The organism is Staphylococcus sp. HMSC036D05, assembly GCF_001836225.1.
GTDB classification, from domain to species: Bacteria; Bacillota; Bacilli; order Staphylococcales; family Staphylococcaceae; genus Staphylococcus; species Staphylococcus caprae.
In genome coordinates this window covers 89,259-113,308 of sequence record NZ_KV827789.1, presented here as the reverse complement: position 1 = coordinate 113,308, position 24,050 = coordinate 89,259, and the positions used below count along the sequence as shown (strand labels likewise).

The window sequence follows — 24,050 nt, the reverse complement described above, 5'->3', positions numbered from 1 at the left end:
TGCTAAATTATATTTCTGTCCCGCTCCCAAGTATGTCCTCTAAATCATATAAAGAACATACTTATCTTGAGTTTGGTTGTAAATTTATAGGTGATTTCTCCACGATTCTACGGATTCTATTTCGCAAGAACGTGTTAAAATTTGTTCTATAATGAAATCATGTTTATCTTTTGAAAGATCTCCAATTGCATCTTCAAGTACCGTTATTTGGAAATCTTTATCTGCTGCCTCAAGCGCTGTACTTAAAACAACACCACTTGTTGAAATACCAGTCAATACAAGGTGATTAATACGATTTGCTTGCAAGAACACTTCTAAACCACTACCTGTAAAAGCACTAAAGCGACGTTTCGTTAATATCGGTTCGTCTTTAGCGGGTTCTAATTCGTCAATGATTTGTGCGAATTCATCGTTCTCTGTCATATTGATACCACGTTGTTTAAAACTTGAGAATACGCGATTGTTTGGGGAAACATCTGCGAAATTTTTCTCTAAAGCAACACGCATGAAGACCACTGGTATATGATGTTCACGAGCAGCAGCAATGGCACGTTGGTTAGCCTTAATTAAACTATTGATTTGTGGTACATTATGCGCAATTCCTTTTTGCATATCCATTACTAAAAGTGCTGTTTGATTCGTCATAGTCATACTCCTTTAATTATTTTCATGAACAGTTTAAATATTATAACGTTATTCCATTATATTTCTCCAATTATTTACATAATCAAAAAGTCACCTGACCGTTTAATAAAAATTAAGACGTCCAGGTGACTTATTTGTAAACTATTTCGTATGTTTGTGCTTACGACGGCTCTTCCAAATAAACATTATTCCTATTATTAAAGCAACAATTGCTATTGGTAAGGCACTTCGTTTAACTATTTTTCCTGTAGCTGGTAAAGAAATATTACCATCATCATTAAATAGACCACTTAACAAACTATCTCCTGAACCCAAAGATAAACCATTCTCAGGTGTTGGGGTATCAATGTTATTTACACCATCTAATAGAGAACCTTTAGAATTTAATCTATCGAATAGACTTGGGCCTTTAGTCAAATCAGATATTTGATTTAATAAATCAGCGAGTTGACCATTATGGTGTTTGTTTCCATGAATTCTATCTAGTAATGATGGTCTGTCTTTTATTGGTGATAAGATATAATCCAAATCATTCTTCGCTTTATGAACTTGTTTCTGAAGTTGTAATAAGTCGTTCACTTTACCATTAAGTGCAGATTGAATCAGTTTCAAAGCATCTGACTTATCATTTTGTATACGTGAAATGACTTCTGCTAACATTTTAGCTTTCTCTTGATTCAAGCGTGTGGCTAATATTGTTTCAATAGCTTCTTTTTTATTTTTAGCGTTATTTAATACTCCATTTAGAATATCATCTGATGTTGCATTGCCTTTTTTATCAAAGTCACGCTTAAGTTGGTTAACAATTTGAGCATTGCTTAGGTGACTATGTGCTAATTTTTTCGCAATCTTAGATGCTTCATTTTGACCTAGTCTTGTTGACATTAGTTGTTTAATTAATTTTTCTTTATCTTTAGATTGGTCTAACATCGATTTCAAAATATCATCACTTGAGGTTGTCGCTAATGAATCCATTTGTTTTGCGATTTGATTAGCAATTTGTTTATCTGATTGCTTATTAGTTTTAATTTGCTTCAGGGCATTATCAGCTTCATTTTTACTCATGACACTATTAAGTATATTTTTCGTAGCTTGCGTTTTATCATTTGAATTTTTAAGCTGATCCAATATGATATTTTGTTGCCCATTTAGTTTTTGCTGTGCTCTTTCAATTTCATTGTTGAGTTTTTCTTTATTTCTTTCAGGTAGTTTTTGATTTTCATCGACTTTTTTCTTAAGTGCGTTTAAATTCGTTTGCTTTTGATTTAAATAGTTATTTATATCGTTATGTTGTGACTGAGCTTTTGCAAGTGCATGTGTAATTTTATCGCTACCTTTTAAATGCTCAGTAATTGTACCAATCTTTTTATCAACGTTAGGGGTATCATCGTTAATTGAAGACTTTAAGTTATCGAAATCAGAATGTGCCTTTTCTAAGTGACCTTTATCTTCTGATGACACATTTTTAGAATCATTAGATGGTTTATGTTCTGTATTTTTTGATGTCGATTGATCCTCTGATTCAGCTGAATTGACATCTTCTTTAATCTTATCTAATTTACTGAAAATAGTTTGATCATCAGCATTGTCATCCGTATTTTTTTGCGTCTTTTCTGATAAGTCTCCGTCATCAGCAATACTATCATTAGCATTTTCTGCATGATTTGAACGACCATCTTCATCATTTTTATGGGTATCTGTAGTCCTATTTTGTTGAGGGATATCAACTTTATCAGATATATCATTTAATTCTGTTAGAAATTGATCTAACTCCTTAGTTGTTTCTGAATCAATATTTTCATCATCATTAGTAGATGGATTTGAACTTTCTAATTGATCATTACGTTGTTTAGCATCTTCAATAATTTTATCAATATTTGACTTATCTTTAGCTTTATCTATACGTGTTTGATAATTGTCTAAGTCTTCTTTAGTCAAAGATTTTAATTGATTAAGGTCTTTTTTCGCTTGTTCAATACGATGACTAAGTGACTCATTTGGGGATTGATAATGATGCGTTGGCGTTTCGGTTGAATCAGCTTGAGTATCTTTTGTAAGTCCATAGCCAATCAGTGTTCCGCTCATAAGTAATACGGAGCATGACATTTTTACATACACGCCAAATTGATGCTTTCGTGTTTGTTTCATTCTCTTCCGCTCTCCTTTTCTATTAGATTTCCCAATTTTAAATTCAATGCCATTATATAACATTTCACAGAAATATACACTTCTCATTTTTAATAAACTCTTTTTGATTTTTGTAGATTATTTAAAAAAATAATTAAATATAAATACATATTACTTGTAATTAGAAGTTAATAACTATTATACTTCGATGTAACCTTGATTAGTTAACGTTTATATCTAATCAAGCGTAATCTAAAGTGATTAAGGAGTTTTTCAAAATGACAAAACCTCTCTATACTACTACAATGATTTCAAATGGTGGCCGTGACGGTCGAGTATTTAGCCCAGACAATACGTTTGTTCAAAACCTTGCAACACCTAAAGAAATGGGCGGTCAAGGCGGCAATGATACGAACCCTGAACAATTATTTGCGGCCGGATATAGTGCTTGCTTCAACAGTGCTTTATCATTGATTTTATCTCAAAACAAAGTAAACGATGCGAATCCTGAAGTAGAAATTACAATTGAATTGATTAAAGATGAAACTGATAATGGTTTCAAACTTGCTGCAGATATTAAAGTGACACTTGAAAACATTTCACAAGAAGATGCTGAAAAATACGTAGAACAAGCACATCAATTCTGCCCTTACTCTAAAGCAACACGTGGTAATATCGACGTACAATTAGAAGTAACAGCACAATAATTTAGATATAAATAAAGCGTAAGTTACATTCATTATCGCGTATGTGCAAGAACCATACACATTACAATGTAGCTTACGCTTTTTCAGAAATTCAGCAATTATCCATGCATTTTATTAGATATATATAATTAATTTATTTTATATTATTAAAATTATATACAAACGTCTTATCACCACAGTATAATAGTTGTGTCGTCTACCTTAGACGTCAATTGACGTTGAAGGGAGGTGTCTAGCCGATGCTAGATATTTTAATTAATATCACAACTACAATTATAAGTGGTTGTTTCGTTGCGATGTTTACACATTGGCTACGTAATCGCAATAAGAAAAGACGATAAAGCCACACCATTAAAAATCCCCTTACTACTGACGATAGTAAGGGGATTCGGTGTTTAACCTATATGCTAGATATTTTATAAATGTATTATAACACTTAACATTTCATTTTGCAATAATATCTAGGCATCCTATTTCAATTTAATACGACGCTCTTGGATTTTAGCATCCTTATCAGATACCTTAACAGAATATTGTCTTTGAGACGTTAAATCTAGTAATGTTAAGTATTGATTATGACCTGCACCAGTGTCTATATCTATGATGTTGTGTTCAATATGGATATGATCCTTTTTATAACCTAACCGATAATTAGGAATATGACCATGAATCACAACTTTGTTTCTTGGTAAATATTGGTTTAAATTCCCTGGTGCATGGCCTGTTACCACTGCTCTTGATTGTTTGCGTATCGATTTACTTGTATCAATACCCGCATGTACGAAGATGTACTGATCTATCACTTTATAATAGGGAAGTTGATTGATAAACTGATGCCATTCAGTAGCCCGTTTATCTGTACGTTCTAGCCATCTCAACTCATGATTGCCCACTAATGCAATAGCACCATTCTTCACTAGTTGTTTAATTAGTTTCAATGTACCTATAGAATCTGGTCCATTATTTACATAATCTCCGATAAGAACAAGTTGATCTTTACTGTCATCATAGTGAGCTGCTTTAAGCAAATGCGATAAAGATTTACCATGTCCATGAATATCTGATGCTACTAATAATCTTTTAGACATGTCTTTTTCACGCTCCTCTCACTACTACTTTCGCTTTAAATCTTTTTCTTCCTTTGATATGTCTCTAATATGATTAAAATAATTGAAGTTATACCTATAGATAACAATGCCATAGCCATACCCTGTGCGGAATCACCTTGTTCGAACTGTCTGTAAATAAAAGTTGAAGATGTATCCGTGTTCGGTGGTCTTAACATGAGGGAAGCTACAAGTTCTCGCATTGATATACAAAAGATGAGTATCCATCCTGAAACGATGCCTGGTCTTAATAAAGGTAATGTAATTGTTCTAAACAATGTCCAACCTTTACTTCCTGAAATTTCAGCCGCTTCAATAAGATTTTTACTTAGTTGTTGATCAACTGTCCTTATATTCTGAACTGCATAAGGAATATAGAGTACTGTATAAGCAACCACTAATATAGAGATTGTATTATAGATTGGCAATGGATTAAATTTATTATTCCAGAATAGTATAAGACCAATCACCACTATAATGCCAGGCACAGTATTTGGTAGTAAACTTGAAAAGTCAATTAAACGTCCTAAACGATGACGCTTTCGAGTAATTAGAACGACCCACAATCCAATGACACTTGCAAGCGTAGCAGAAATTGTAGCCAACATGATGCTATTGAATAAAGCAATGCCACCATTACCTGAAATGACATGAATAAAATTATCAAGAGTGAAATTATTTAGATGAAACCCTGATGAAAGTTGTTTCATAAACGCACTCATGAAGATACTCGCGTAAGGTAGAATAATTGTAACAAACACTTCACATGCTACGAAGACATAACAAAGTATGTCCCATTTACTACGTTGATGCATCTTTACTTTATGCCCTTTTCCTGAATTAGAACTTATATTATTACGTGATTGGAACCATTGTTGTAACGCCCACACTGTCATGCTTACTGCTAATAATAGTGTTGATAACAATGCTGCCCTTTGAAAATCAATCGGCCATATCGAAGCACTATGATGAATTTCAGATGTAAGTACTTGAAATCCAATTTTGTTACCCATTGTGACTGGTGTACCAAATTCTCCTATTGTTTTTACGAAAATAAGAAGCGCGCCCATACTGTAACCTGAAGCAAAGAGTGGTGCGATAATTTTTCTGAAACGGTATAAGAACGTACCACCATATATTTCGGCTATCTCTTCTTGTGACTGATGGATATTCATAAGTGCATTTTTCAAGATAACATATAAAAATGGTGTCAGGTGGCAACTCATGATTAAGACCATCCCAAAGAAACTAAAGAAATACGGCGTGATATGGGAGAAAATGGAGCTAAGTTGATCTAACAGCCCATTTCTCTGCATGGTTAGCATCCAACCCATTGATCCAATATAGGGTGGTGTCATAAATGGAATCATAATGATTAAATCTAACCATTGATATTTTGCGAGTGACGTTTTAGTCATGATGTAACTGAGCGGTAGTGCTATAACCGTACATAAAATAACGACTGAAACACCTAATATAATTGAATTCCAAAGTATTTTAAGATGATACTGTTCTCCTAGCTGTTGTATGTGTTCTCCAAATGTGCCACCTTCTCCTGGCGCAAACCCTTTAAAAAGTATTAAACATAAAGGTAAGATGATGAGCAGGAAAAGTACAATCAGTGCTAACACTTGGTTTAAACGTTTGATTGTCGCTGCTTGTCGCATATTATCTCATCAATTCCGTGAATTTTTTCAATACTTTTTCACTTTTATCGCTTAAATTATTCCAATCGTATTTATATTCCTTAATATCTTTACGTTTTGCTTTACCTTTTTTCTTTTCAGCTGATTGGTCTGCTGGAATAAGGTAATGATCATCGACTTGTTTTTGACCTTTTGAACTTGTGACATAATCCATGTATTTTTTAGCTAAATCTTTATGTTTTGAAGATTTTAAAATAAATGCAGGACGTGGTGAAATAGCTGTACCTGACTTAGGATATTTAATATCTACCGGTTCTCCTTTTGCTTTAGCGGCGTACACCATATAATCTACTCCGCCATAAACGACGTCATTTTCTCCTTTAATAACAGACTCTAATGCTGGTTTATTCGCGCCTGCTAATTTCATGCCATTCTTTTTCAAATCTTTATATTCATCCCAAGCTTTATTACCTTCATTATTAACTTTGATTGATAATAAATCTAAAGCTGTCCCTGATTCTGAAGGATCTGGAACCGCAATTTTATCTTTATATGTCGCTTTCGTTAAATCTTTATCGTCTTCAGGAGGATGTTTTACATTTTTAGTATTATAAGATAGACCTAAAGCACTTCCACTAAAACCGTAGTAGTAACCATCTTTGTCTATCCAATCTTTATATAACTTTTTATGATTTTTAACTTTATACGGTTCAATTAATCCTTTTTTCTTATAATCTAAAGCTGCTGGTAATGATGCAAGTTGTACAACGTCTGCTTTAGGATTATCTTTTTCAGCTTCTAAACGTCCTAGAATTTCACCTGTCGTACCTTGGAAAACTTGAACTTTTTTACCGGTCTGCTTCTCAAATTGTTTCACCATATCATTAACTAAGTTGTCAGGACCTGCTGCGTATAAAACGAGTTTGTCTTTATTGTTTCCGTCATTTGAACTCGATTTTGAATCTTTACTTCCTTTGTCGCCATTTTCTGGTTTATTTTGGCATGCTGCTAATACAACTACAGTCGCAATTAAAATTAAAATGTATTTAGTGAACTTCTTCATGTTTAGTGTCCCCCATTTTTATGAAATAATTTTCAGGAATATCGAAAGTTAAATGAATCGTCTCATTCTCTTGAAAATACTTACTATCGTAAAACATGATATCCACACCATTCGACGTAGCCGTGTATTGGTAACGTTCTCCTGTGAAGCTGACTGTTTGAATGGTTGCAGGTGTAGCCTCTGAATAGTCATGCTCTTGAATATGAACATGTTCTGGGCGGATTAATACACCATATTTCCCTTCTTGAGCTTGGATAGAATGATTAAGTTGAAAACCCTCATTTGTGCTTAATACTTGATTATGGACGATACCTTCTAAATAGGTTCCCTTTCCTATGAAGGTCGCTACTTCTTTATTCTTAGGACGGTGATATAATTCTTCTGGCGTGCCATATTGCACAATCTGTCCATTCGACATCACTGCCACATCATCTGACATACTCATGGCCTCATATTGATCATGCGTTACAAAAATAGCAGTCATGTGATATGTTTTTATCAATTTTTGAATTAATATCTGCATATCTTCCCTCAAACTTGCATCTAGCGCTGATAAAGGCTCATCCATTAATATGAGTTGAGACTGTGAAATAATCGCTCTTGCTAATGAAACACGTTGTTGTTGTCCTCCCGAAAGTTGATGAATAGCTTTGTCATAATGCTCTTCTAAATGAACTTCTTTTAATGCTTGCATGACCCGTGTTTTCAAATTTTTAGTATCTTTCTTAACTTTCAATGGATACGCTACATTTTGAAAGACTGACATGTGGGGCCACAATGCAAAATCTTGAAAGACCATCCCTAAATCTCTTTGTGCCGGTGGAACATATGTATGCTGGCGTGAATCATAATATGTGCAATGATTATGGACAATACTTCCAGAATCTGGTGTTTCCAAACCAGCTATCAGTCTTAGCAATGTTGTCTTGCCACAACCCGAAGCGCCCAATAAAGAAACAAATTTGCCACTTTCAATTGTCAAATCAATATCATGAATCACTGTTTTCGAACCGAATGATTTTTTAATATTTTGGAGTTCTAAAACCACATCCTCACCTCTTTCAATTATTACTATAGAAAAAGATTGTTAATAATTATTAAATGAAATGTTAACGCTAACTCAAAAAAGTATATGTAATATGTATAAATGTATAGAGAAAATTTATATTTGGGGGTTGAAGCAAAGTTGAATACGAAGCAGTTGATGATTTTTAAGCAATTTGTAGAATTTCAAAATGAAAATGCCGTGGCTGAATCTATGAATATTACACAACCTACTGTCACTTTCCATTTGAAAAATTTGAATAAAAACTATGGCATTCCTTTGTATTATAAAAAAGGTAAACATTTTAAATTAACGGAAGCAGGCGAGTTGTTATATCGCAATACAACTAAACTCTTAAACTTAATGCAAGAAACGAACGAGGTCATGGCAGATTTTAAAGCCTCGAAGCGTGGAACTTTAAAAATTGGCGCAAGTCATGCACCTGTTTATCATATTTTACCTGAAGCGTTCAAAAACTATATGCATCATCATCCAAATATTCAAATTGATTTAACTGTTGATACAGCTCCGAATATTATTCAGAAATTAAGAAATAGGGAGATTGAAATTGCAGTAATCTCTGAAAATGGTTTTTATGAAAATGATTTAAAAGTTAAGCGTTTTATGGAGAATGAATTGATGGTGGCCATGTATAAAGATCATCCCCTTGCTCACCAACAAGAGTTAACTATGAAGGATTTAGAGCAATATGATTTTGTTATACATAGTGGCGGCTCTACCAGAGAAAGTATCGATGAGTGGCGACGTGATAATTTAGTCTCGCTACGTGCGCGTATGCAATCAAATAGTTTGAGTAGTATTCTAGAAACGATTAAACATTCTAAATACTTAAGTTTAATAAGTCATAGTGCGATTCAGCATCGTAATGACATTATTTGTAAAAAGGTCCCCAATGGACCAAAACCAAGATATATCTCCATTGTTTATCGTGATGATTTATATTTAACTCCCGTAATTCAAAACTTTATTTCATTAATATACAATGTGAATTTTGAGGAAACGATGCAAAATTAAATGAGCTAGTCCCAAAATATAAAGAGACATGTGTATGATTGGTAGTCTCATATACGAGCCCTTAAAATAGATTTGTTGAAACAAACATTTTAAGGGCTTTTATAATAACTATGCAGTTTGCTCGTCTAGAATCGAATGATTGTTCTAACGTGTGAATTATACTTGGGATTGAAGAGCCTTTCACAAGTCTAGTAATTATCAAAAATAAGATTTGTTTTGAGTTGATCTTTCTTCTCATGAATGCCGAGTTGGTCTAATTTCTTAACAATTGCACTTTGTACGCGTTTTGCATCCTCCTCATTGTTTACCTTCGCTGAAATTTCTACTATATTTTGATTTTTAATATCCCAATTTTCAATTTTTACTTTATTACCATCAATATTCCCTTTATGACGTTCAAAATGAACTGGACCAATTAAGCTTGGTTGATTCATCTTATTTAATGTTTCACTATACGGCTTTTCTGCATGAGCTTTTAATATTTTCAAACTATCCTGTGCATTCGGCATAGCATTTTTTTCTAAATTTAAATTTTCTTTTGCCTCTTTAGTTACACTAAGTGTTTCTTTATTTTCACCGAATTCAACCTCATATTCGTCGCCGTTATACCCTTCTGATTTAGCTTGTTGTATTGCACGAGAGACATCATGATTAGAAATCGGATAGCGTTTTTTGTATTGCAACTCGTGGTCATTGTCATCTTCAGATTTACGCAAACGATATGTCACATTATTTTGATAGTTAGTGCGGTTTGAATCATCTAAATATTGGACATTAAAATCTTCATCTTTATCACTAGAACCTAATGCTTCTAACACACTATGTTTAATATGACGATTGTCTTTTACCACTTTATGACTATCTGCATAAACCTTCACTTCATATTGGTCAGGTTGATTCGTTGCTGCTTGAACATTTTTAGTAATGCCACAACTAAGTAAAATAGAAGTCGTTATCATTCCTACTTTGATTAATGAATGTTTCATTTATTATCACCTCTACATTCAACTTAGCTTATTTTTTTGTAGTAAATATATGAATAAAGTGAATAGATATTAAACTTTTATAAATTTTTTAAATACGTACTTTTATAGAATTTATATTTCTACAACGATATGTCACACATTGTTTGAAATATCGCCCCCTTTACTTAAATATTCGTGTTTAAAGCGGGAATAAGCAAATGAAATCGTAAAATATGAAACTCATCGACAAAGTAAAATTGTTGAAACAAAGAGTAAGCAAACCCTCGTTAATCAAAGAGAAGTATTGGCATATCAGTCAGCCTAATCTTTAAACAAACGTTATTCAACCACGCATCTACGAATCACTCTAGGAGGTTTACCTATGTTGGTTATTTCTATCATTTTAACTGTTCTTGGTTTATCGCTCATATTAGTTAGTCTCATTGTCTCAAAATCTGATTCACTCGATTTAAGAGAGAAAATCTATGTACCTGGTTTATGTCTTTTATTAATAGGATTTCTTTGTTTGATTGGTCATTTCGTTAATTCTTCGCTATAAAATCATTATTTTCCCAAAAAATTCACAACAATTCTGACTATCTGTTGCATTTTTCCACACCTTGCACTAAATAGTGGTGTTTAGGGCTTTGCAAAATTGTTAAATTAGTATATGTAACTTTCAAACATCTTCATTTTTCGCACTCAAATTGCGTTAAAATATTTTAGAATTTCACACTCTGTTGCAAAAATTATTCACAAATAGGAGGAAATGTCTTGGCAAAAGTTTTATACAAATTAGGCAAATTTATTGCTAAGAACAAATGGGTCAGTATTGTGGCGTGGCTAATTGTTCTAGGCGTAATCATTACACCACTCATGATTAACTCACCTAAATTTGATAATGACATTACAATGAATGGCCTAAAATCATTAGATACAAATGATAAAATTTCTAAAGAATTTCATCAGGATAGTCAAAAAGCCTCGATGAAAATTGTGTTCCATTCCGATAAGAAGAATGGCATCACAGATAAAGATACGAAAAAAGATATTGAAAAAGCGCTTGATCATATCAAACAGGATGACGATTACGTACAAAACGTAAGCAATCCTTATGAATCTCATCAAATTAACGATGATAAAGATACTGCAATTGCAACCGTTAACTATGTAGTTAACCAAACAGCCTTGCAAGATTCTTCTAAAAAAACGATTGATAAAGAATTAGATGATGTCAAAGCTGATCATAACCTTCAAATTGAGCAAACTCAAGGTGGCTCAATGAACTCTGAAGTCGGTGGCACATCTGAAATTGTAGGTATTGTCACTGCATTTATCATCTTGCTTATCACTTTCGGTTCGCTTATTGCTGCAGGTATGCCGATTGTGAGTGCAATTATTGGTTTGAGTTCAAGTGTCGGAATTATCTCTTTACTTACATTCGTATTCGACATTCCAAACTTTACACTCACGTTAGCAGTCATGATTGGACTCGCTGTTGGTATCGACTACTCCTTATTTATACTGTTTAGATATAAGGAAGTTCGTAAACGTGGTTTAGAACCTATTGAGGCTATTGCTACAGCCGTTGGTACTGCAGGCAGTGCCGTTATTTTCGCAGGGATAACAGTGATGATTGCAGTATGCGGTCTATCCCTTGTAGGCATTGATTTCCTAGCAATTATGGGATTCGCTTCTGCGATTAGTGTGTTATTTGCCGTATTAGCTGCATTAACACTCTTACCTGCATTAATCAGTGTGTTTCATAAACGTATCAAGATTAAAGATAAACCTGAAAAAAGTAAAAATCCAAAAGATCATCCATGGGCTAAGTTCGTTGTAGGTAAGCCTGTAATTGCAATTGTTATCAGTTTACTTATTCTAATTGCTGCAGCACTTCCTATAAGTGGAATGCGTTTAGGTATTCCAGACGACAGCCTTAAAGCTAATAATACGTCAGCACATAAAGCATATAACTTAATCACAGACAACTACGGTGCGGGCTATAATGGTCAAATTGTAATGCTCGTAAATACGAAAGATGGCGGCAGTAAAAAGGATATTCAACAAGACTTAAATAATATCAAAGATGATATTAAAGATATGGACAATGTAGACAAAGTGGCGACACCACAACTTAATGATAATCAACACTATGCGTTAATTTCTGTGATTCCTGAAGATGGTCCAAATGCACAATCTACAAATCATTTAGTTTACGATTTACGTGACTATAATAAAACGGCCAAAGAAAAATATGACTTCAATACAGAAATTTCAGGACAAAGTGTAATCAACATTGATATGTCTGAAAAACTTAACGAAGCGATTCCAGTATTCGCAGGCGTTATCGTACTCTTAGCATTTGTACTACTCGTCTTTGTATTCCGTTCAATCTTAGTACCATTGAAAGCTGTACTCGGGTTCGTCTTATCCCTACTAGCAACACTCGGATTTACAACACTCGTCATGCAAGATGGCTTCTTAGGAGGCTTGTTCGGCGTTGAAAATACTGGTCCGTTATTAGCATTCCTACCAGTTATCACTATTGGCCTTCTCTTCGGTCTAGCAATTGACTACGAGCTATTCTTGATGACACGCGTCCACGAAGAATATAGTAAAACAGGTGATAATGACCATTCCATTCGCGTAGGTATCAAAGAAAGTGGCCCAGTTATCGTTGCTGCAGCATTAATTATGTTCAGCGTATTTATTGCTTTTGTCTTCCAAGAAGATTCAGCAATTAAATCAATGGGTATTTCACTCGCATTCGGTGTTCTCTTCGATGCATTTATCGTACGTATGACATTGATTCCTGCACTTACTAAATTATTCGGTAAAGGCTCTTGGTACATTCCTAAATGGTTAGGTGGCGTCTTACCTAAGATTGATATTGAAGGTAAAGCTTTAGATCAAGATCATTCAAATACGAAGGCTGCTGAAGACACGCAATATGGTGATCATCATGGTGAAAGTTATAGACATGACGCTCAACGTTTTGATGATGATAACCGTTATGATTATCGTGACAGTGACAACCATACAGACCCTCATAATGAGAGTGAAGACTATCCTCGATATGTCCGCCTGGATGATGGTCGTCGTAGCTATCGTGAAGATCATTTTCCGGAAAATGATTCACAATATCGTAGACCAGAGTATGGAGATTCAAACATCAATAATCAATCACGCAACCATCGAAATCAAGTAGATTATGAATCTATGTACACTCAAGACAATCACCATTATCGTCGAGAAGATACGCATGATAGATATGACCATCAACCTCGACATGATGAAACATATCGTCGTAACCAAGAGAAACCGCAACATTCAGATAGGGAATCTCGCACGACTGATTTATTTAAACAATTATCTAATGAATCAAACGATCAAGATATGTTATTTAATGCATTAATGTTATACGCTCGAGAAAATAACAAAGCTATTTATGACGACTATCAACGTCGCTCTAATGAAAGATATGATGAACATGTCGATAAAGGTAGAGACAATGACAGAGACTAAAACTAAGAAGGAGGAAACGCCGAATGTTCAAGAAAAGTAGTTTCAAAGTATTAGGACTACTTGCCACTCTCGCCTTAGCTATTGTGCTAAGCGCGTGTGGTAATGGTGGTAGCGAATCATCGGATGATGGGAATACATCTCTAGGTAAAAAAGAAGTCACTATTCCTTATATCGCAAGCGACAATTCTACGCCACGTTCTCTAGTGATTGCGGAAGTACTTAAGAAAGCTGGATACGATGTGACAACGACACCTGTTCAAGCGAGTGGACCACTATACGCATCTGTGTCTCAAGATTCGGATTCATTCCACGCTTCAGGTATCTTTCCATCAACAGACAAAAGCTTTTACAACAAATTCAAAAGTCAATTAACAGTTTATGATAAAAAGAACTTAGTAGATAACGTAAAAGTTGGTTTAGCTGTCCCTAAATATGAAAGAAATATTGATTCAATTTCAGATTTAAATAGCAGTAAAAGTTTTGGTAAATCTGTAGATTGGACAATTCAAGGTACTGACGATAGAAATGGCGTGATGAAACAAACTAAAAATGAACTAGACGATGGTCAATTAGATCAATATCGTTTGCATAAGTCATCTGACCAAGATCAATTTAAAGCGATTCAAAAAGCTTATAAACAACAAAAGCCTATCGTCTTCACTGCTATGGAACCAAGCTGGTTCTCTAAAGAGCTCGATATCAAAATGTTAAAAGATCCTGAAAAAATTTATGGTAAAGATGACGAACATATTAACTTAGTGTTCAATAAAGGATTCCAAAAAAATCATCCTGCGGCGTATACAATTGCTACACGCATCTCTGACAATTGGAGTAAAGATGATGAAGAACAATTAGCGAAGAAAATCTTTAAAGATAATAAAAATCCTGAAGATGTTGCCAAAGATTATGTCGATGACCATGAAACAAAAGTTGATAAATGGTTAAAAGGTATTGATCATTAAGTATGTAGTATAAAGTCAATGTATTGAGACTAGAATATTAATCCAAAAGTATAGCTCTAAGATGATTTCTAATGAGGATGTGCACCACTATAGGTTGGACTACAATCTAACTTTGAGAGGTACAGCACACTAAAGAAATTGTCTTAGAGCTTATTTTATAATGAATGTGTTAAATGAAGATATTCAATGACATTTATATTTGGTAAAAGCTATTCAACTATGATAAATTAACGTATATTCTGTGTCGTGAAGTATCCTTTAATAGAGAATAATAAAAGGAGAAATGTATATGCCTACATCAACTCAAAAACGTATGATTCGACATATTAATCAGACAGTTTTCGAACTTTTATATGACTACCATTTTGATGAAATGACTGTTCAAAAAATTTGTGAAGTTGCCGAGATTAATCGTAGTACCTTTTATCGTTATTTCCAAGATAAATATGATTTACTCTATTCCCTACCTCAATATATGACTGGCGAAATTATGACAGATTCAAATGAAGAGCCACAAATTAAAACTTCTGAGTCTTTTAAGGCTTTTATCTATTATATAGAACAACATAAGAAGGTATTTAAGCATTTGCTTGTATCTTCCAGACAAGTTGATGTTTTCAGAAGTTTAACACGTGCAAGTCGCGAAATGATGTTATATGGCGTAAAGAACAATCATGATGATCCTCTTGCATTGAAGATACGTGAAAGTAAGCACCCAGATATTTTAGCTGATTTTTATAGCAGTGGTGTCATTGAAGTTTTAAGACGTTGGGTTGAAAATGATTACAATTACTCGGTAGATGAAATTTTCGAAACACTAAACAATACATTAGAAGCTTCACTTCAAAACTGTAAAACCAATTAAAACGAGGCATACAAAAGCACGCGTCCTTATCTTCTTAAATAGTTGATAAAGATGCGTGCTTTTACTTTTTATTATAATAGTTGTTTCCTTACCGCTTCGCCAACTTGAGACGGGGATTGAGGATTTTGACCTGTAATCACTCGACCGTCTACAACTAATGTTGAAGTAAACGGAACTCGACCATAGCGATAAATGGCACCACGTTTTTTAATTTCGTTTTGTAAATGGAAAGGTACGATGGTATCACGTTGAGCTAGGACCTCTTCAATATTTGAGAATCCAGTTATCTTTTTATTTTGAATTAAATACGTGCCGCCAGCATCTTTGACATTGAGTAGCGCTGCAATGCCATGACAAACCGCTGCTACGATTCCCCCATTTTCATAAATCTTATTCACTGCACTTTGAATATATTTATTTTCTGGAAAATCATACATCACACCATGACCACCAGTAAAATAAATGGCATCGTATTTCTCAGGTTGCGCTTCTCTAATAGGTTGAGAATATCTTAGTAAATCCATGAAACTTTCATTTTTATAATAAGCTTTCGTTGTATTATCAAACATAAGTGGATTAAGGCTCACGGGATCGATCGGTGTGTTTCCACCAGTAATATTAAACATATCAATGTCTACATTTGTATGTTTAAATGCATCATAAAAATGTACCAGTTCACTTAGCCATAGTCCTGTAGGTTCTTCTGTATTTCCAAAGTAATCTGTACTTGTATTGACTATCATAATTTTTGCCATTTATCTCACCTCTTTAATTAATCTTCCATTTTTACTACAATTTTGCCTTTTGCTCTTCCACTTTCAGAGTATTCAATGGCTTTTTGAGTTTCTTTAAAGTCAAATACCTTATCAATGATTGGTCTAATTTTTCCAGCTTCAATGAGTTCTGTGATTTCTCTTAATTGCTTACCACTTGGATGCATAAATAAAAATTCATAGTTAACGTTGAATTTTTTGGCTAAACGTTGGTATTTCAATGATGCTGCTTTTAATAAACCTTGCTTAAAAATACTTTTTTCTAACTTTTTAGCATTGCGTTCTGTCGGTAATCCAGAAATCGAAGCAATGACACCATGGGGTTTAATGATTTGGAATGATTTTTCTAAATTATCTCCACCAAGTGTATCGAATACACCATCAAAATCTTTTAACACTTTCGAGAAATCTTGTTCTTTATAATTAATAAATTCATCTGGATTTAATGATTTGATAAGATTTTCGCCTCTGTCACTTCCAGTTGTTGCAACATAAATCCCCATTGCTTTTGCGTATTGAATGGCAAAACTTCCTACGCCACCTGATCCAGCTTGGATGAGTACTTTATCTCCTGGCTTAGCTTTAATTACTTCGTTTAGCGCTTGATAAGATGTTAAGCCTACTAAAGGTATACTTGCCGCCTCTTCGTAAGAAAGTCCTTGAGGCATTGGAGCAATTTCTTCTGCGTTGATTGAAATATAGTCGGCAAATGTTCCAATTTTCGATTTACGTGGACGTCCATACACTTTGTCGCCTACCTTGAAGTCTGTAACATTTTCCCCTACTTCGGAAATCTCTCCTGCAAAGTCATTTCCTAATATTAATGGAAATTGATAAGACAGTAACATTTTTAAACTACCATCTCGAATTTTGAAATCGATTGGATTAATACTTGCTGCTTTAATTTTCACTCGTACTTCATTCGGGTTCATACTTGGTAATGGCATTCTTTCTAATGACACAGGACCTTTCCCATAATGATGAATGACCATCGCTTGCATATCCGTTTTCATCTTTTTCGCCTCTCTTTACTTGATTATTACATTTAATATTGAAAATGATTGTATACTTGATATTTTGAATTTTCATCAAGTGTAAGGCTATTAAGTATTCTGTACAAGAAAAGTGGTTTACTTATAGGTTTTGTTTATAAAAAAGTGCTTTTACTATAATTGATAGCTATGAATAATCGAGTCATTGTCATAGTGTTAAAACACAAAGATGACTCCACATGAAAATTGAAATTTTATCGTCAACGGTTTAAACAAAACCAATGTTGTTAAAGTAATTGATAGCGTTACTGTGCTATTCATTCGTAACTGTATGGTTCAAATCTTTTATATTGACAAAATTGTGAGGCAAGATTAATATATATCTAGTATAAAAAATATACTAGGAGGTGTGAGTGATGAAAGTAGAATTGGGTTTAACATCATTTGCTGAAAATAGTGCCATTTACATGCCAGATGGTAAACACGAATCAATAAGTCATGCTCAACGTATTAGAGATATAGTAGAAGAGATTGAACTTGCAGATCAACTTGGATTAGATGTTTATGGCTTAGGTGAACATCACCGCGAAGACTACGCAGTTTCTGATCCTGTTACTGTGTTAGGTGCAGCTGCTTCAAGAACACAACATATTAAATTATCTTCTGCAGTTACCGTCTTATCTTCAGACGATCCGGTCAGAGTATATGAAAGATTCTCAACTTTGGATGCTGTATCTAATGGTAGAGCTGAAATTATGATTGGTCGAGGTTCATTTATCGAATCTTTCCCGTTATTCGGTTATAATTTAAATGACTATGAAGAGCTATTTAATGAAAAACTTCAAATGTTGCTTAAAATTAACAAACATGAAATCATAAGTTGGGAAGGTAAATTAAGACCTAGTTTAGAAGAGACTGGCATTTACCCACGAGTGGAAAATGGCGAACTACCAATTTGGATTGCCACAGGTGGTACACCTGAATCATCACTCAGAGCCGGCGCGTTTGGCTTGCCAATTACGTATGCCATTATTGGCGGAAATCCTAGACGATTTGCACGTAATATTGAAATATATAAATCTGTTGCGTTATCTTACGGACATAATCCTGACCAATTACCTATTGGAGTACATTCTTGGGGTTATGTTGCAGAAACAGATGAACAAGCGAAACGTGAGTTTTTCCCTTCACTTAAGGCACATCAAGATGTACTAGGTAAAGAACGAGGTTGGCCATCTTTCGATGAAAACTATTTCGAGAGAGAAATAGGCAGTCATGGTGCTATCTACTTGGGAAGCCCTGAAACAGTGGCACAAAAAATTATTGATACCATCGAGACTCTAGGTATTAACCGCTTTATGATTCATACTCCGGTAGGTTCTATGCCTCATGAGTGTGTGATGCATTCAATTCGTCTTTTTGGGGAAAAAGTTAAACCTATAGTAGATAAATATTTTGAAGATAAATAGGAGGAAATATTTTATGATTTTACGTTATGCTACAAATTTAAAACTTGCTAAAGAATTATACAATGCAAGCAAACCTAAATTACAAGGTGACCAAGGTATGGTGGACACTTTCACAAACACATTCGGTTTACCAGCTAGTACAGTTAAATTAGCAGGTGGTGTTGAAGCAACTGCAGCTGCTTTATTCGCTGCAAGTTTCTTAAATAAAAACATCTCTCGCTTAGGTTCACTTGCTACAATTTCAGTATTAAGTGTTGCAGCTTACAAACACTTTGAAGCTGGTCACGGCAAAAAAGGTGCACAACACGCACTTGACTTATTAGGCTTAGCTACTTTAAGCTTACTAGATACTTTCTCATCTAAAAGATAAGAATTGAAACATAAGACTCCCCGCTCATGCGAGGAGTCTTATTTTATATTTTAAACTTGTGATTTAAAGAAATTTTCATGTCTATTTGTGTATTTTAAATAATCTTGAAACTGCAACGAGGGTTAAATTTACTTTTTATATTTATTTAAAAGTGATTCAGAAACATGACAAAGATACTGATCTTCAGGGTGTTTATAAAGATGATCTTGATGTTCTTCAGCGCTTCTAACGTAATTCGTTAATGACTTTACTTCTACCATAATACGGTGCGCATCATTTCTATCGTTGATAAATGCTTGTGCTTCGTCGAGATGCGTTTGATCTTTACTATATATTCCAGTTCGATACTTTTCTCCTCTATCTGGTCCTTGACGATTCAAACTATATGGATCAATGATTTCGAATAAGTACCCCATCAAATCTTTTATAGTAACTTGTTGTGGATTGAATTCTACTTTTACACATTCAGCATATCCATCATACGGTTCTTCCAAATGATTTGTAGTACCATTCGCTCTACCTGCTTCCGTCATCACAACGCCAGGTATCGTTTTGAAAAATGCTTGCGTCCCCCACAAACAACCGCCTGCAAGATAAACAATTTCCAACGTTATCACCTCTTTTGAATATTGTAACACCTAGAGCTAGAATCAAATAACAAACGTTTTTTATCATATGATTCACTGTTTATTAAAACTATCATGCCAGATTATATTCCTTATTGTATGTATGTAACAAGTGACAACATTGTCATGGATTTGATATCTCATACACAGGAGTTTATTTATAGCATATGGTATCTTCAACTTATGCATAGAGAAGATTGATTGTTTGTAAGTTTTGCTTTAAAAGTAATACTTCTTGGGAGACTTTTAAAATATTTCTCTGATGTTCAGATTTTCATGTTAAGGAGAGATGGGTTTGACTCATAAATTTATCAAATTCTTTATTAGTACGATGGCGATAATGATGGCATCTATATTTTTTATGTATAATCATTCAGTATTGGCTTCAACTAGCAATCATGACCTAGTGGTGGGCCATTTTAATCAAACACCAATGAATGATGAAGTAACACATCGTGCTGTAAATGCTTCTACGTTTAATCATAATGGTGAACATAACTTAAATTCTTCTAAGTCTAGAACAACGCATGTTACTCAACCGGCATCAATGATGACACTTCCTGATACAGGTAAAAGCGTGTCTCACTCTCCCTTTATGGCTGGAATTATCGCTCTTATCCTTGGTTTAATTATATTCATTTATAAAAAGACTTCTACGAATAAACAATAGAAATGATTAAGAGGTTGGGAACTTTGTATTTTATGCTCTGGAAAACCGATTAACGGCGTCCCAAAAGCTTGTTTCTTTAGCCACATTTCTTGTTAAGTTCTATAAAAAAGAGAGTTAGAACAAAAGCTCCAACTCTCTTAAATCATTATATAATCAATAACTTAATTCCTTTGACAATATTTGTTAAGAACAGAACAATAGCCCAAATAAAGAAAATCGCTGCAGCTATGAGACCTATCGTGATACCTAGACCAGCATGTGCATTGTCAAATAATGTAGGGACAACCATTATACTGAAAAAGCCTATCGCAGTAAAAACCCATGTAAATATATGGTTGAACAATGCATTTCTTGAATAAGTTGAAGCTGGGCGTTTAGCTACAATCCAGACGATAAGTGGAAATAACACCGGTGCAAAAAAGACGCTTAAATAACTTAAAGCTCCTAAAATATTATTTGCTTTTTCGTTATATCTTTCATCAAAGTTTTCCATTTTTTTCACCTCAGTTATATCTAAACACATCATTGTGCTCAATTTAAGTTATATCACTCATAATTACAACATTGTAAGTTACGCAGCATAAAATCACTTAATTTAACGCTTCTTCTAATACTGATTTGAAGTTTACTTTAGAAATTTCATTCGCATGCACTTGCTGTAAATTTAATCTTTCGCTAAATCTGTCTTTATTTTCATCTATTTCTTTAAGCATTTGACTTAATTGTTCAACGTCTTGTACCGAACATTGATTGTCAGGAGACGTTACATTAAAATGATGCGCCGTCTCAGTATACCCAAGAATTAACATATGATGATCAAATGCTTTTCTAACAGCATTCAAAATTTCTCCACCTTCATTGATGTCTAAATAAATATCACAGTATTCATATAACTGATTTACCATATTTTGTTTAATTGCAGGATAAAGTTTGACATTTGGGTAGTCACCTAAATCCATTAGTCGTGAAGACATTTCAGTAATTGCAGCAATATGGAACTGATAATCCGTATGTTTGGTTACTAAATATTCTAAATGCGGGATTTGATCAGAATTCGTCAGCGTAAGTATATTGTTAGAATATTGATTATCTTTTTCCTTATGATACAAGTATCCCGAAGCATGAACATATCTACGTTCTTCCTCACTTAAATGACCTATGATATTTTCATATTCATCCTTTTCAGGAATAATAACACTGAACTGTCTTTCGGTATTATTGTTAAATATTAACCTCATATTTCCCGGGACATGATTCCTAGAATGTTCTTGCCAGAATAAAATACCTTTACCCTTCGTTGGTAAATCATAGAGTGCTAAAAATGGTGTAGATAAGCTATTAAATATGACTTGGTCTAAATCAATATGAATCTCTTGAAGATAAAACTTGATGAACTCCCTTTTAGATGCGAAGAAATATGATTTTCCTTGATAATCCACGACAAAATCTTTGGTAACGAAGTTTTCATAAATCACTTCTTTACCTTCTCGATTCATATATTTTTTTAAAATCGGTGTTCCAGCTAAATCATAGACAGTTTCTGCAAATTTAAAACCTTCTTTATTATAATGATCGACTGAACGCAAACGTTGTTTTTTATCTAACCATTCAACGAAGCTGACCACACGCGTTTTGAAGTTCTTTCTATAGAAAATCTTTCCTCTTAACTCACCCATATCGATAATTTTGGCCATTGTGCCGTCACCTTTAATTTCCCAGAAATCAGGCGTGACCACATCGTTGAAAAAGGCCGGCTTGTCATCTTCATATACTTGATAAGCCGCAAAATATTGATACGGTGAAGTGACTTCATCAGGTAAAAAGCCATCGTCATTCATCACAATTGTAAAATGATTATATCCTGCAAGTTTAAGAGAGCCATGTAATTCACGTGTCTTGTTATCATAGTTTTCAAATAAATTAATCATGTAGCACCTCTTCTATCAATTGTCTCCAATGTTCTACAATATGTGATGTCTTGAAAGGTTCTGCAATGTTATATGAAATCTCGTGCGGCTGTTTTGGGCCATTTTCAAAAAATTGAACAATCTTATCAGCCATTCGATTGATGACTTCATCGATTGTTTCATAGTCTAAATCGATCGGTATAAGATAGCCGTTTTCATTATGTCGAATAAACGTAGGACATCCATAATTCACATCAAAGCCAATCATCCCAAGTCCTGAGCCAACCGCTTCCATTAATGTAAGCCCAAACCCTTCACTTTGTGATGCTGAAACGAATAATTCATACTGATGGTAGATCTCTTGCAGATTTGTATGACCTTTCAAACGTATATAATCCTGCGCTTCATATTCTTCGATTATCTTTTCAATTTTGTTTCTTTCCGAACCTTCACCATAAATATCAAAACGAAGATGTGGTACACGTGATTTCGCCCTAATCACTGCCTTTGCAATCCAATCCACATGCTTTTCACTCGCCAACCGTGAAGCCGTCATGATTGAATAAGGCAATCTAGGATGTTGTGGATACATTAAGGTATGCAGACTGCCCACTGGTATAGTTCTAATGCGAGGAACATCATGTGTGTACGTTCTAAACTGTTGAGTTAAAATTTTATTCTGTAAGTCTGTAGCTGTGATGAAGAAATCAATATGTCTCGCGTTTTCAAATTGATACTCATAATAGTTATTCCATAAAATATGGGAGTTGTCGGTGGAATTTTTACTGTAGTGTTCTGCATGAACCACAATCCCTACCTTACTGTTGCCCTTATTTTGCAAAATAGCCTGACCAACATCTGTTGAACGATCAATAATCACAATATCGTTATGAGATAAATGAAGTTTTCGAATAAAATATGCGATGAATTCTTCTTTACTATATAAACGTGCATCGTCAAACACATATACATGCGCATCATCGTCGATATATTCGTTATATACAATCGAGCCATCTTCATTATAAAACTGGCGCATATAAAGTTTCGCTCTCTTCTCAAAAGGGGCATAGTATTCTGAAAATGTACGAACGTAACTATAAAAATCTTTACGAATCAACATGCCATTAACGACAAATTCAGCACGATCAACATAGTTTTCTTCTGGATTTTTTAAATAACACGTCACGAAAGTTTGGTCATTGTTTAAATAAAGCCTTAAAACTTTCCCTTTCCTCTCGTGACGCGAAACATCATTACCTAATTCTGAAATTAAATCATTAACAGTATAAGTAGTTGGTGCAATTTTTATGTCTGTAAAATATTGATATAACCAAATTACTTCGTCATCTTTAAAACCCATATTGCTTGTTAGTGTTTGGATATTTTCAGATTGAATAAAGTCTAGAAAGACAAATTTTATTGGATAATGAAGTTGGCGAAGCAATTTAGCTCGATAAGCTTGTGCATATTCCACGCCACTACTTGCCCAACCAATGCCAAAGTTAATGTTATAAATTGTCATGCCTTTACACCTCTTTATTTATGGAAA

The 24,050-nt window shown here is 34.0% G+C and carries 23 protein-coding genes; 10 read left to right on the top strand and 13 right to left on the bottom strand.

Annotated features, from left to right (window positions below):
- Positions 1–84 precede the first annotated feature (84 nt).
- Positions 85–645 (bottom strand): cysteine hydrolase family protein, encoded by a 561-nt coding sequence (locus tag HMPREF2580_RS11650; RefSeq protein WP_070833310.1) that lies wholly within the window; start codon positions 643–645, stop codon positions 85–87.
- Positions 646–786: 141 nt separating this feature from the next.
- Positions 787–2,793 carry a cell wall anchor protein gene (locus HMPREF2580_RS11645; protein ID WP_070833308.1) on the bottom strand — a complete coding sequence of 669 codons (2,007 nt, stop codon included), beginning with the start codon at positions 2,791–2,793 and terminating at the stop codon, positions 787–789.
- 257 nt (positions 2,794–3,050) lie between these two features.
- On the opposite strand from HMPREF2580_RS11645, the gene HMPREF2580_RS11640 reads away from it, so the two are divergent.
- Both HMPREF2580_RS11640 and HMPREF2580_RS12290 read left to right on the top strand, forming a co-directional pair.
- Positions 3,051–3,479 (top strand): organic hydroperoxide resistance protein, encoded by a 429-nt coding sequence (locus tag HMPREF2580_RS11640; RefSeq protein ID WP_037541743.1) that lies wholly within the window; start codon positions 3,051–3,053, stop codon positions 3,477–3,479.
- Between the two features lie 239 nt (positions 3,480–3,718).
- Entirely contained in the window at positions 3,719–3,820 is a 102-nt protein-coding gene (locus HMPREF2580_RS12290) for a type I toxin-antitoxin system Fst family toxin (protein WP_115177447.1), read from the top strand.
- A gap of 129 nt (positions 3,821–3,949) precedes the next feature.
- Here the strand turns inward: HMPREF2580_RS12290 and HMPREF2580_RS11635 are convergent, their stop codons facing one another.
- Genes HMPREF2580_RS11635 through HMPREF2580_RS11620 form a run of 4 tightly spaced genes read right to left on the bottom strand, consistent with a single transcriptional unit; the run spans position 3,950 to position 8,342 of the window.
- Complete coding sequence (locus tag HMPREF2580_RS11635) at positions 3,950–4,567, bottom strand: metallophosphoesterase (RefSeq protein WP_070833305.1); 618 nt, start codon at positions 4,565–4,567, stop codon at positions 3,950–3,952.
- Between the two features lie 35 nt (positions 4,568–4,602).
- Complete coding sequence (locus HMPREF2580_RS11630; protein WP_070833302.1) at positions 4,603–6,252, bottom strand: ABC transporter permease; 1,650 nt, start codon at positions 6,250–6,252, stop codon at positions 4,603–4,605.
- A 1-nt stretch (position 6,253) separates the two neighbouring features.
- Positions 6,254–7,294, bottom strand: a complete 1,041-nt coding sequence (locus HMPREF2580_RS11625; RefSeq protein ID WP_070833299.1) for an extracellular solute-binding protein — start codon at positions 7,292–7,294, stop codon at positions 6,254–6,256.
- Positions 7,278–8,342, bottom strand: coding sequence for an ABC transporter ATP-binding protein (locus tag HMPREF2580_RS11620; protein ID WP_070833296.1), 1,065 nt, complete (start codon positions 8,340–8,342; stop codon positions 7,278–7,280). The genes HMPREF2580_RS11625 and HMPREF2580_RS11620 overlap by 17 nt, the downstream gene beginning before the upstream one ends.
- A 138-nt stretch (positions 8,343–8,480) precedes the next feature.
- Here HMPREF2580_RS11620 and HMPREF2580_RS11615 point away from each other — a divergent pair, with 138 nt between their 5' ends.
- The gene (locus HMPREF2580_RS11615; protein WP_070833293.1) at positions 8,481–9,374 is read left to right on the top strand and encodes a LysR family transcriptional regulator; all 894 of its coding nucleotides are present in this window, start codon (positions 8,481–8,483) and stop codon (positions 9,372–9,374) included.
- A gap of 188 nt (positions 9,375–9,562) precedes the next feature.
- Here the strand turns inward: HMPREF2580_RS11615 and HMPREF2580_RS11610 are convergent, their stop codons facing one another.
- Positions 9,563–10,360 (bottom strand): hypothetical protein, encoded by a 798-nt coding sequence (locus HMPREF2580_RS11610; RefSeq protein ID WP_070833290.1) that lies wholly within the window; start codon positions 10,358–10,360, stop codon positions 9,563–9,565.
- A gap of 361 nt (positions 10,361–10,721) precedes the next feature.
- Between HMPREF2580_RS11610 and HMPREF2580_RS12365 the strand changes: the two genes are divergently transcribed.
- The 4 genes from HMPREF2580_RS12365 to HMPREF2580_RS11595 all read left to right on the top strand — a co-directional run bounded on the left by HMPREF2580_RS12365 (position 10,722) and on the right by HMPREF2580_RS11595 (position 15,694).
- Positions 10,722–10,898, top strand: a complete 177-nt coding sequence (locus tag HMPREF2580_RS12365) for a hypothetical protein (protein ID WP_170080885.1) — start codon at positions 10,722–10,724, stop codon at positions 10,896–10,898.
- Positions 10,899–11,113: 215 nt separating this feature from the next.
- Complete coding sequence (locus tag HMPREF2580_RS11605) at positions 11,114–13,867, top strand: MMPL family transporter (protein WP_070833287.1); 2,754 nt, start codon at positions 11,114–11,116, stop codon at positions 13,865–13,867.
- 23 nt (positions 13,868–13,890) lie between these two features.
- A complete protein-coding gene (locus HMPREF2580_RS11600; RefSeq protein WP_070833284.1) occupies positions 13,891–14,829 on the top strand; it encodes a glycine betaine ABC transporter substrate-binding protein in 939 nt (312 codons plus the stop codon).
- A gap of 289 nt (positions 14,830–15,118) precedes the next feature.
- Positions 15,119–15,694: a TetR/AcrR family transcriptional regulator gene (locus HMPREF2580_RS11595; protein ID WP_070833281.1), complete on the top strand. Its 576-nt coding sequence runs from the start codon at positions 15,119–15,121 to the stop codon at positions 15,692–15,694.
- Between the two features lie 71 nt (positions 15,695–15,765).
- Here HMPREF2580_RS11595 and HMPREF2580_RS11590 read toward each other — a convergent pair whose 3' ends face one another.
- Both HMPREF2580_RS11590 and HMPREF2580_RS11585 read right to left on the bottom strand, forming a co-directional pair.
- Positions 15,766–16,449 (bottom strand): type 1 glutamine amidotransferase domain-containing protein, encoded by a 684-nt coding sequence (locus tag HMPREF2580_RS11590; protein WP_002444674.1) that lies wholly within the window; start codon positions 16,447–16,449, stop codon positions 15,766–15,768.
- 17 nt (positions 16,450–16,466) lie between these two features.
- Entirely contained in the window at positions 16,467–17,468 is a 1,002-nt protein-coding gene (locus HMPREF2580_RS11585; protein ID WP_176747487.1) for an NADP-dependent oxidoreductase, read from the bottom strand.
- Positions 17,469–17,875: 407 nt separating this feature from the next.
- On the opposite strand from HMPREF2580_RS11585, the gene HMPREF2580_RS11580 reads away from it, so the two are divergent.
- Both HMPREF2580_RS11580 and HMPREF2580_RS12285 read left to right on the top strand, forming a co-directional pair.
- Positions 17,876–18,928: an LLM class flavin-dependent oxidoreductase gene (locus HMPREF2580_RS11580; RefSeq protein WP_070833275.1), complete on the top strand. Its 1,053-nt coding sequence runs from the start codon at positions 17,876–17,878 to the stop codon at positions 18,926–18,928.
- Positions 18,929–18,941: 13 nt separating this feature from the next.
- Positions 18,942–19,298, top strand: coding sequence for a membrane protein (locus tag HMPREF2580_RS12285; protein WP_044466614.1), 357 nt, complete (start codon positions 18,942–18,944; stop codon positions 19,296–19,298).
- Between the two features lie 128 nt (positions 19,299–19,426).
- Here HMPREF2580_RS12285 and HMPREF2580_RS11570 read toward each other — a convergent pair whose 3' ends face one another.
- Positions 19,427–19,906 carry a peptide-methionine (S)-S-oxide reductase gene (locus tag HMPREF2580_RS11570; RefSeq protein WP_070833272.1) on the bottom strand — a complete coding sequence of 160 codons (480 nt, stop codon included), beginning with the start codon at positions 19,904–19,906 and terminating at the stop codon, positions 19,427–19,429.
- 313 nt (positions 19,907–20,219) lie between these two features.
- Here HMPREF2580_RS11570 and HMPREF2580_RS11565 point away from each other — a divergent pair, with 313 nt between their 5' ends.
- Positions 20,220–20,594: an LPXTG cell wall anchor domain-containing protein gene (locus tag HMPREF2580_RS11565; protein WP_070833269.1), complete on the top strand. Its 375-nt coding sequence runs from the start codon at positions 20,220–20,222 to the stop codon at positions 20,592–20,594.
- 145 nt (positions 20,595–20,739) lie between these two features.
- Here the strand turns inward: HMPREF2580_RS11565 and HMPREF2580_RS11560 are convergent, their stop codons facing one another.
- From HMPREF2580_RS11560 to gtfA, 3 genes are all read right to left on the bottom strand, one after another.
- Positions 20,740–21,087, bottom strand: coding sequence for a hypothetical protein (locus HMPREF2580_RS11560; RefSeq protein ID WP_070833266.1), 348 nt, complete (start codon positions 21,085–21,087; stop codon positions 20,740–20,742).
- Positions 21,088–21,184: 97 nt separating this feature from the next.
- Positions 21,185–22,522 (bottom strand): accessory Sec system glycosylation chaperone GtfB, encoded by a 1,338-nt coding sequence (gtfB, locus tag HMPREF2580_RS11555; protein ID WP_070833263.1) that lies wholly within the window; start codon positions 22,520–22,522, stop codon positions 21,185–21,187.
- A complete protein-coding gene (gene gtfA, locus HMPREF2580_RS11550; RefSeq protein WP_070833260.1) occupies positions 22,515–24,023 on the bottom strand; it encodes an accessory Sec system glycosyltransferase GtfA in 1,509 nt (502 codons plus the stop codon). Before gtfA ends, gtfB begins: the two co-directional genes overlap by 8 nt.
- Positions 24,024–24,050 lie beyond the last annotated feature (27 nt).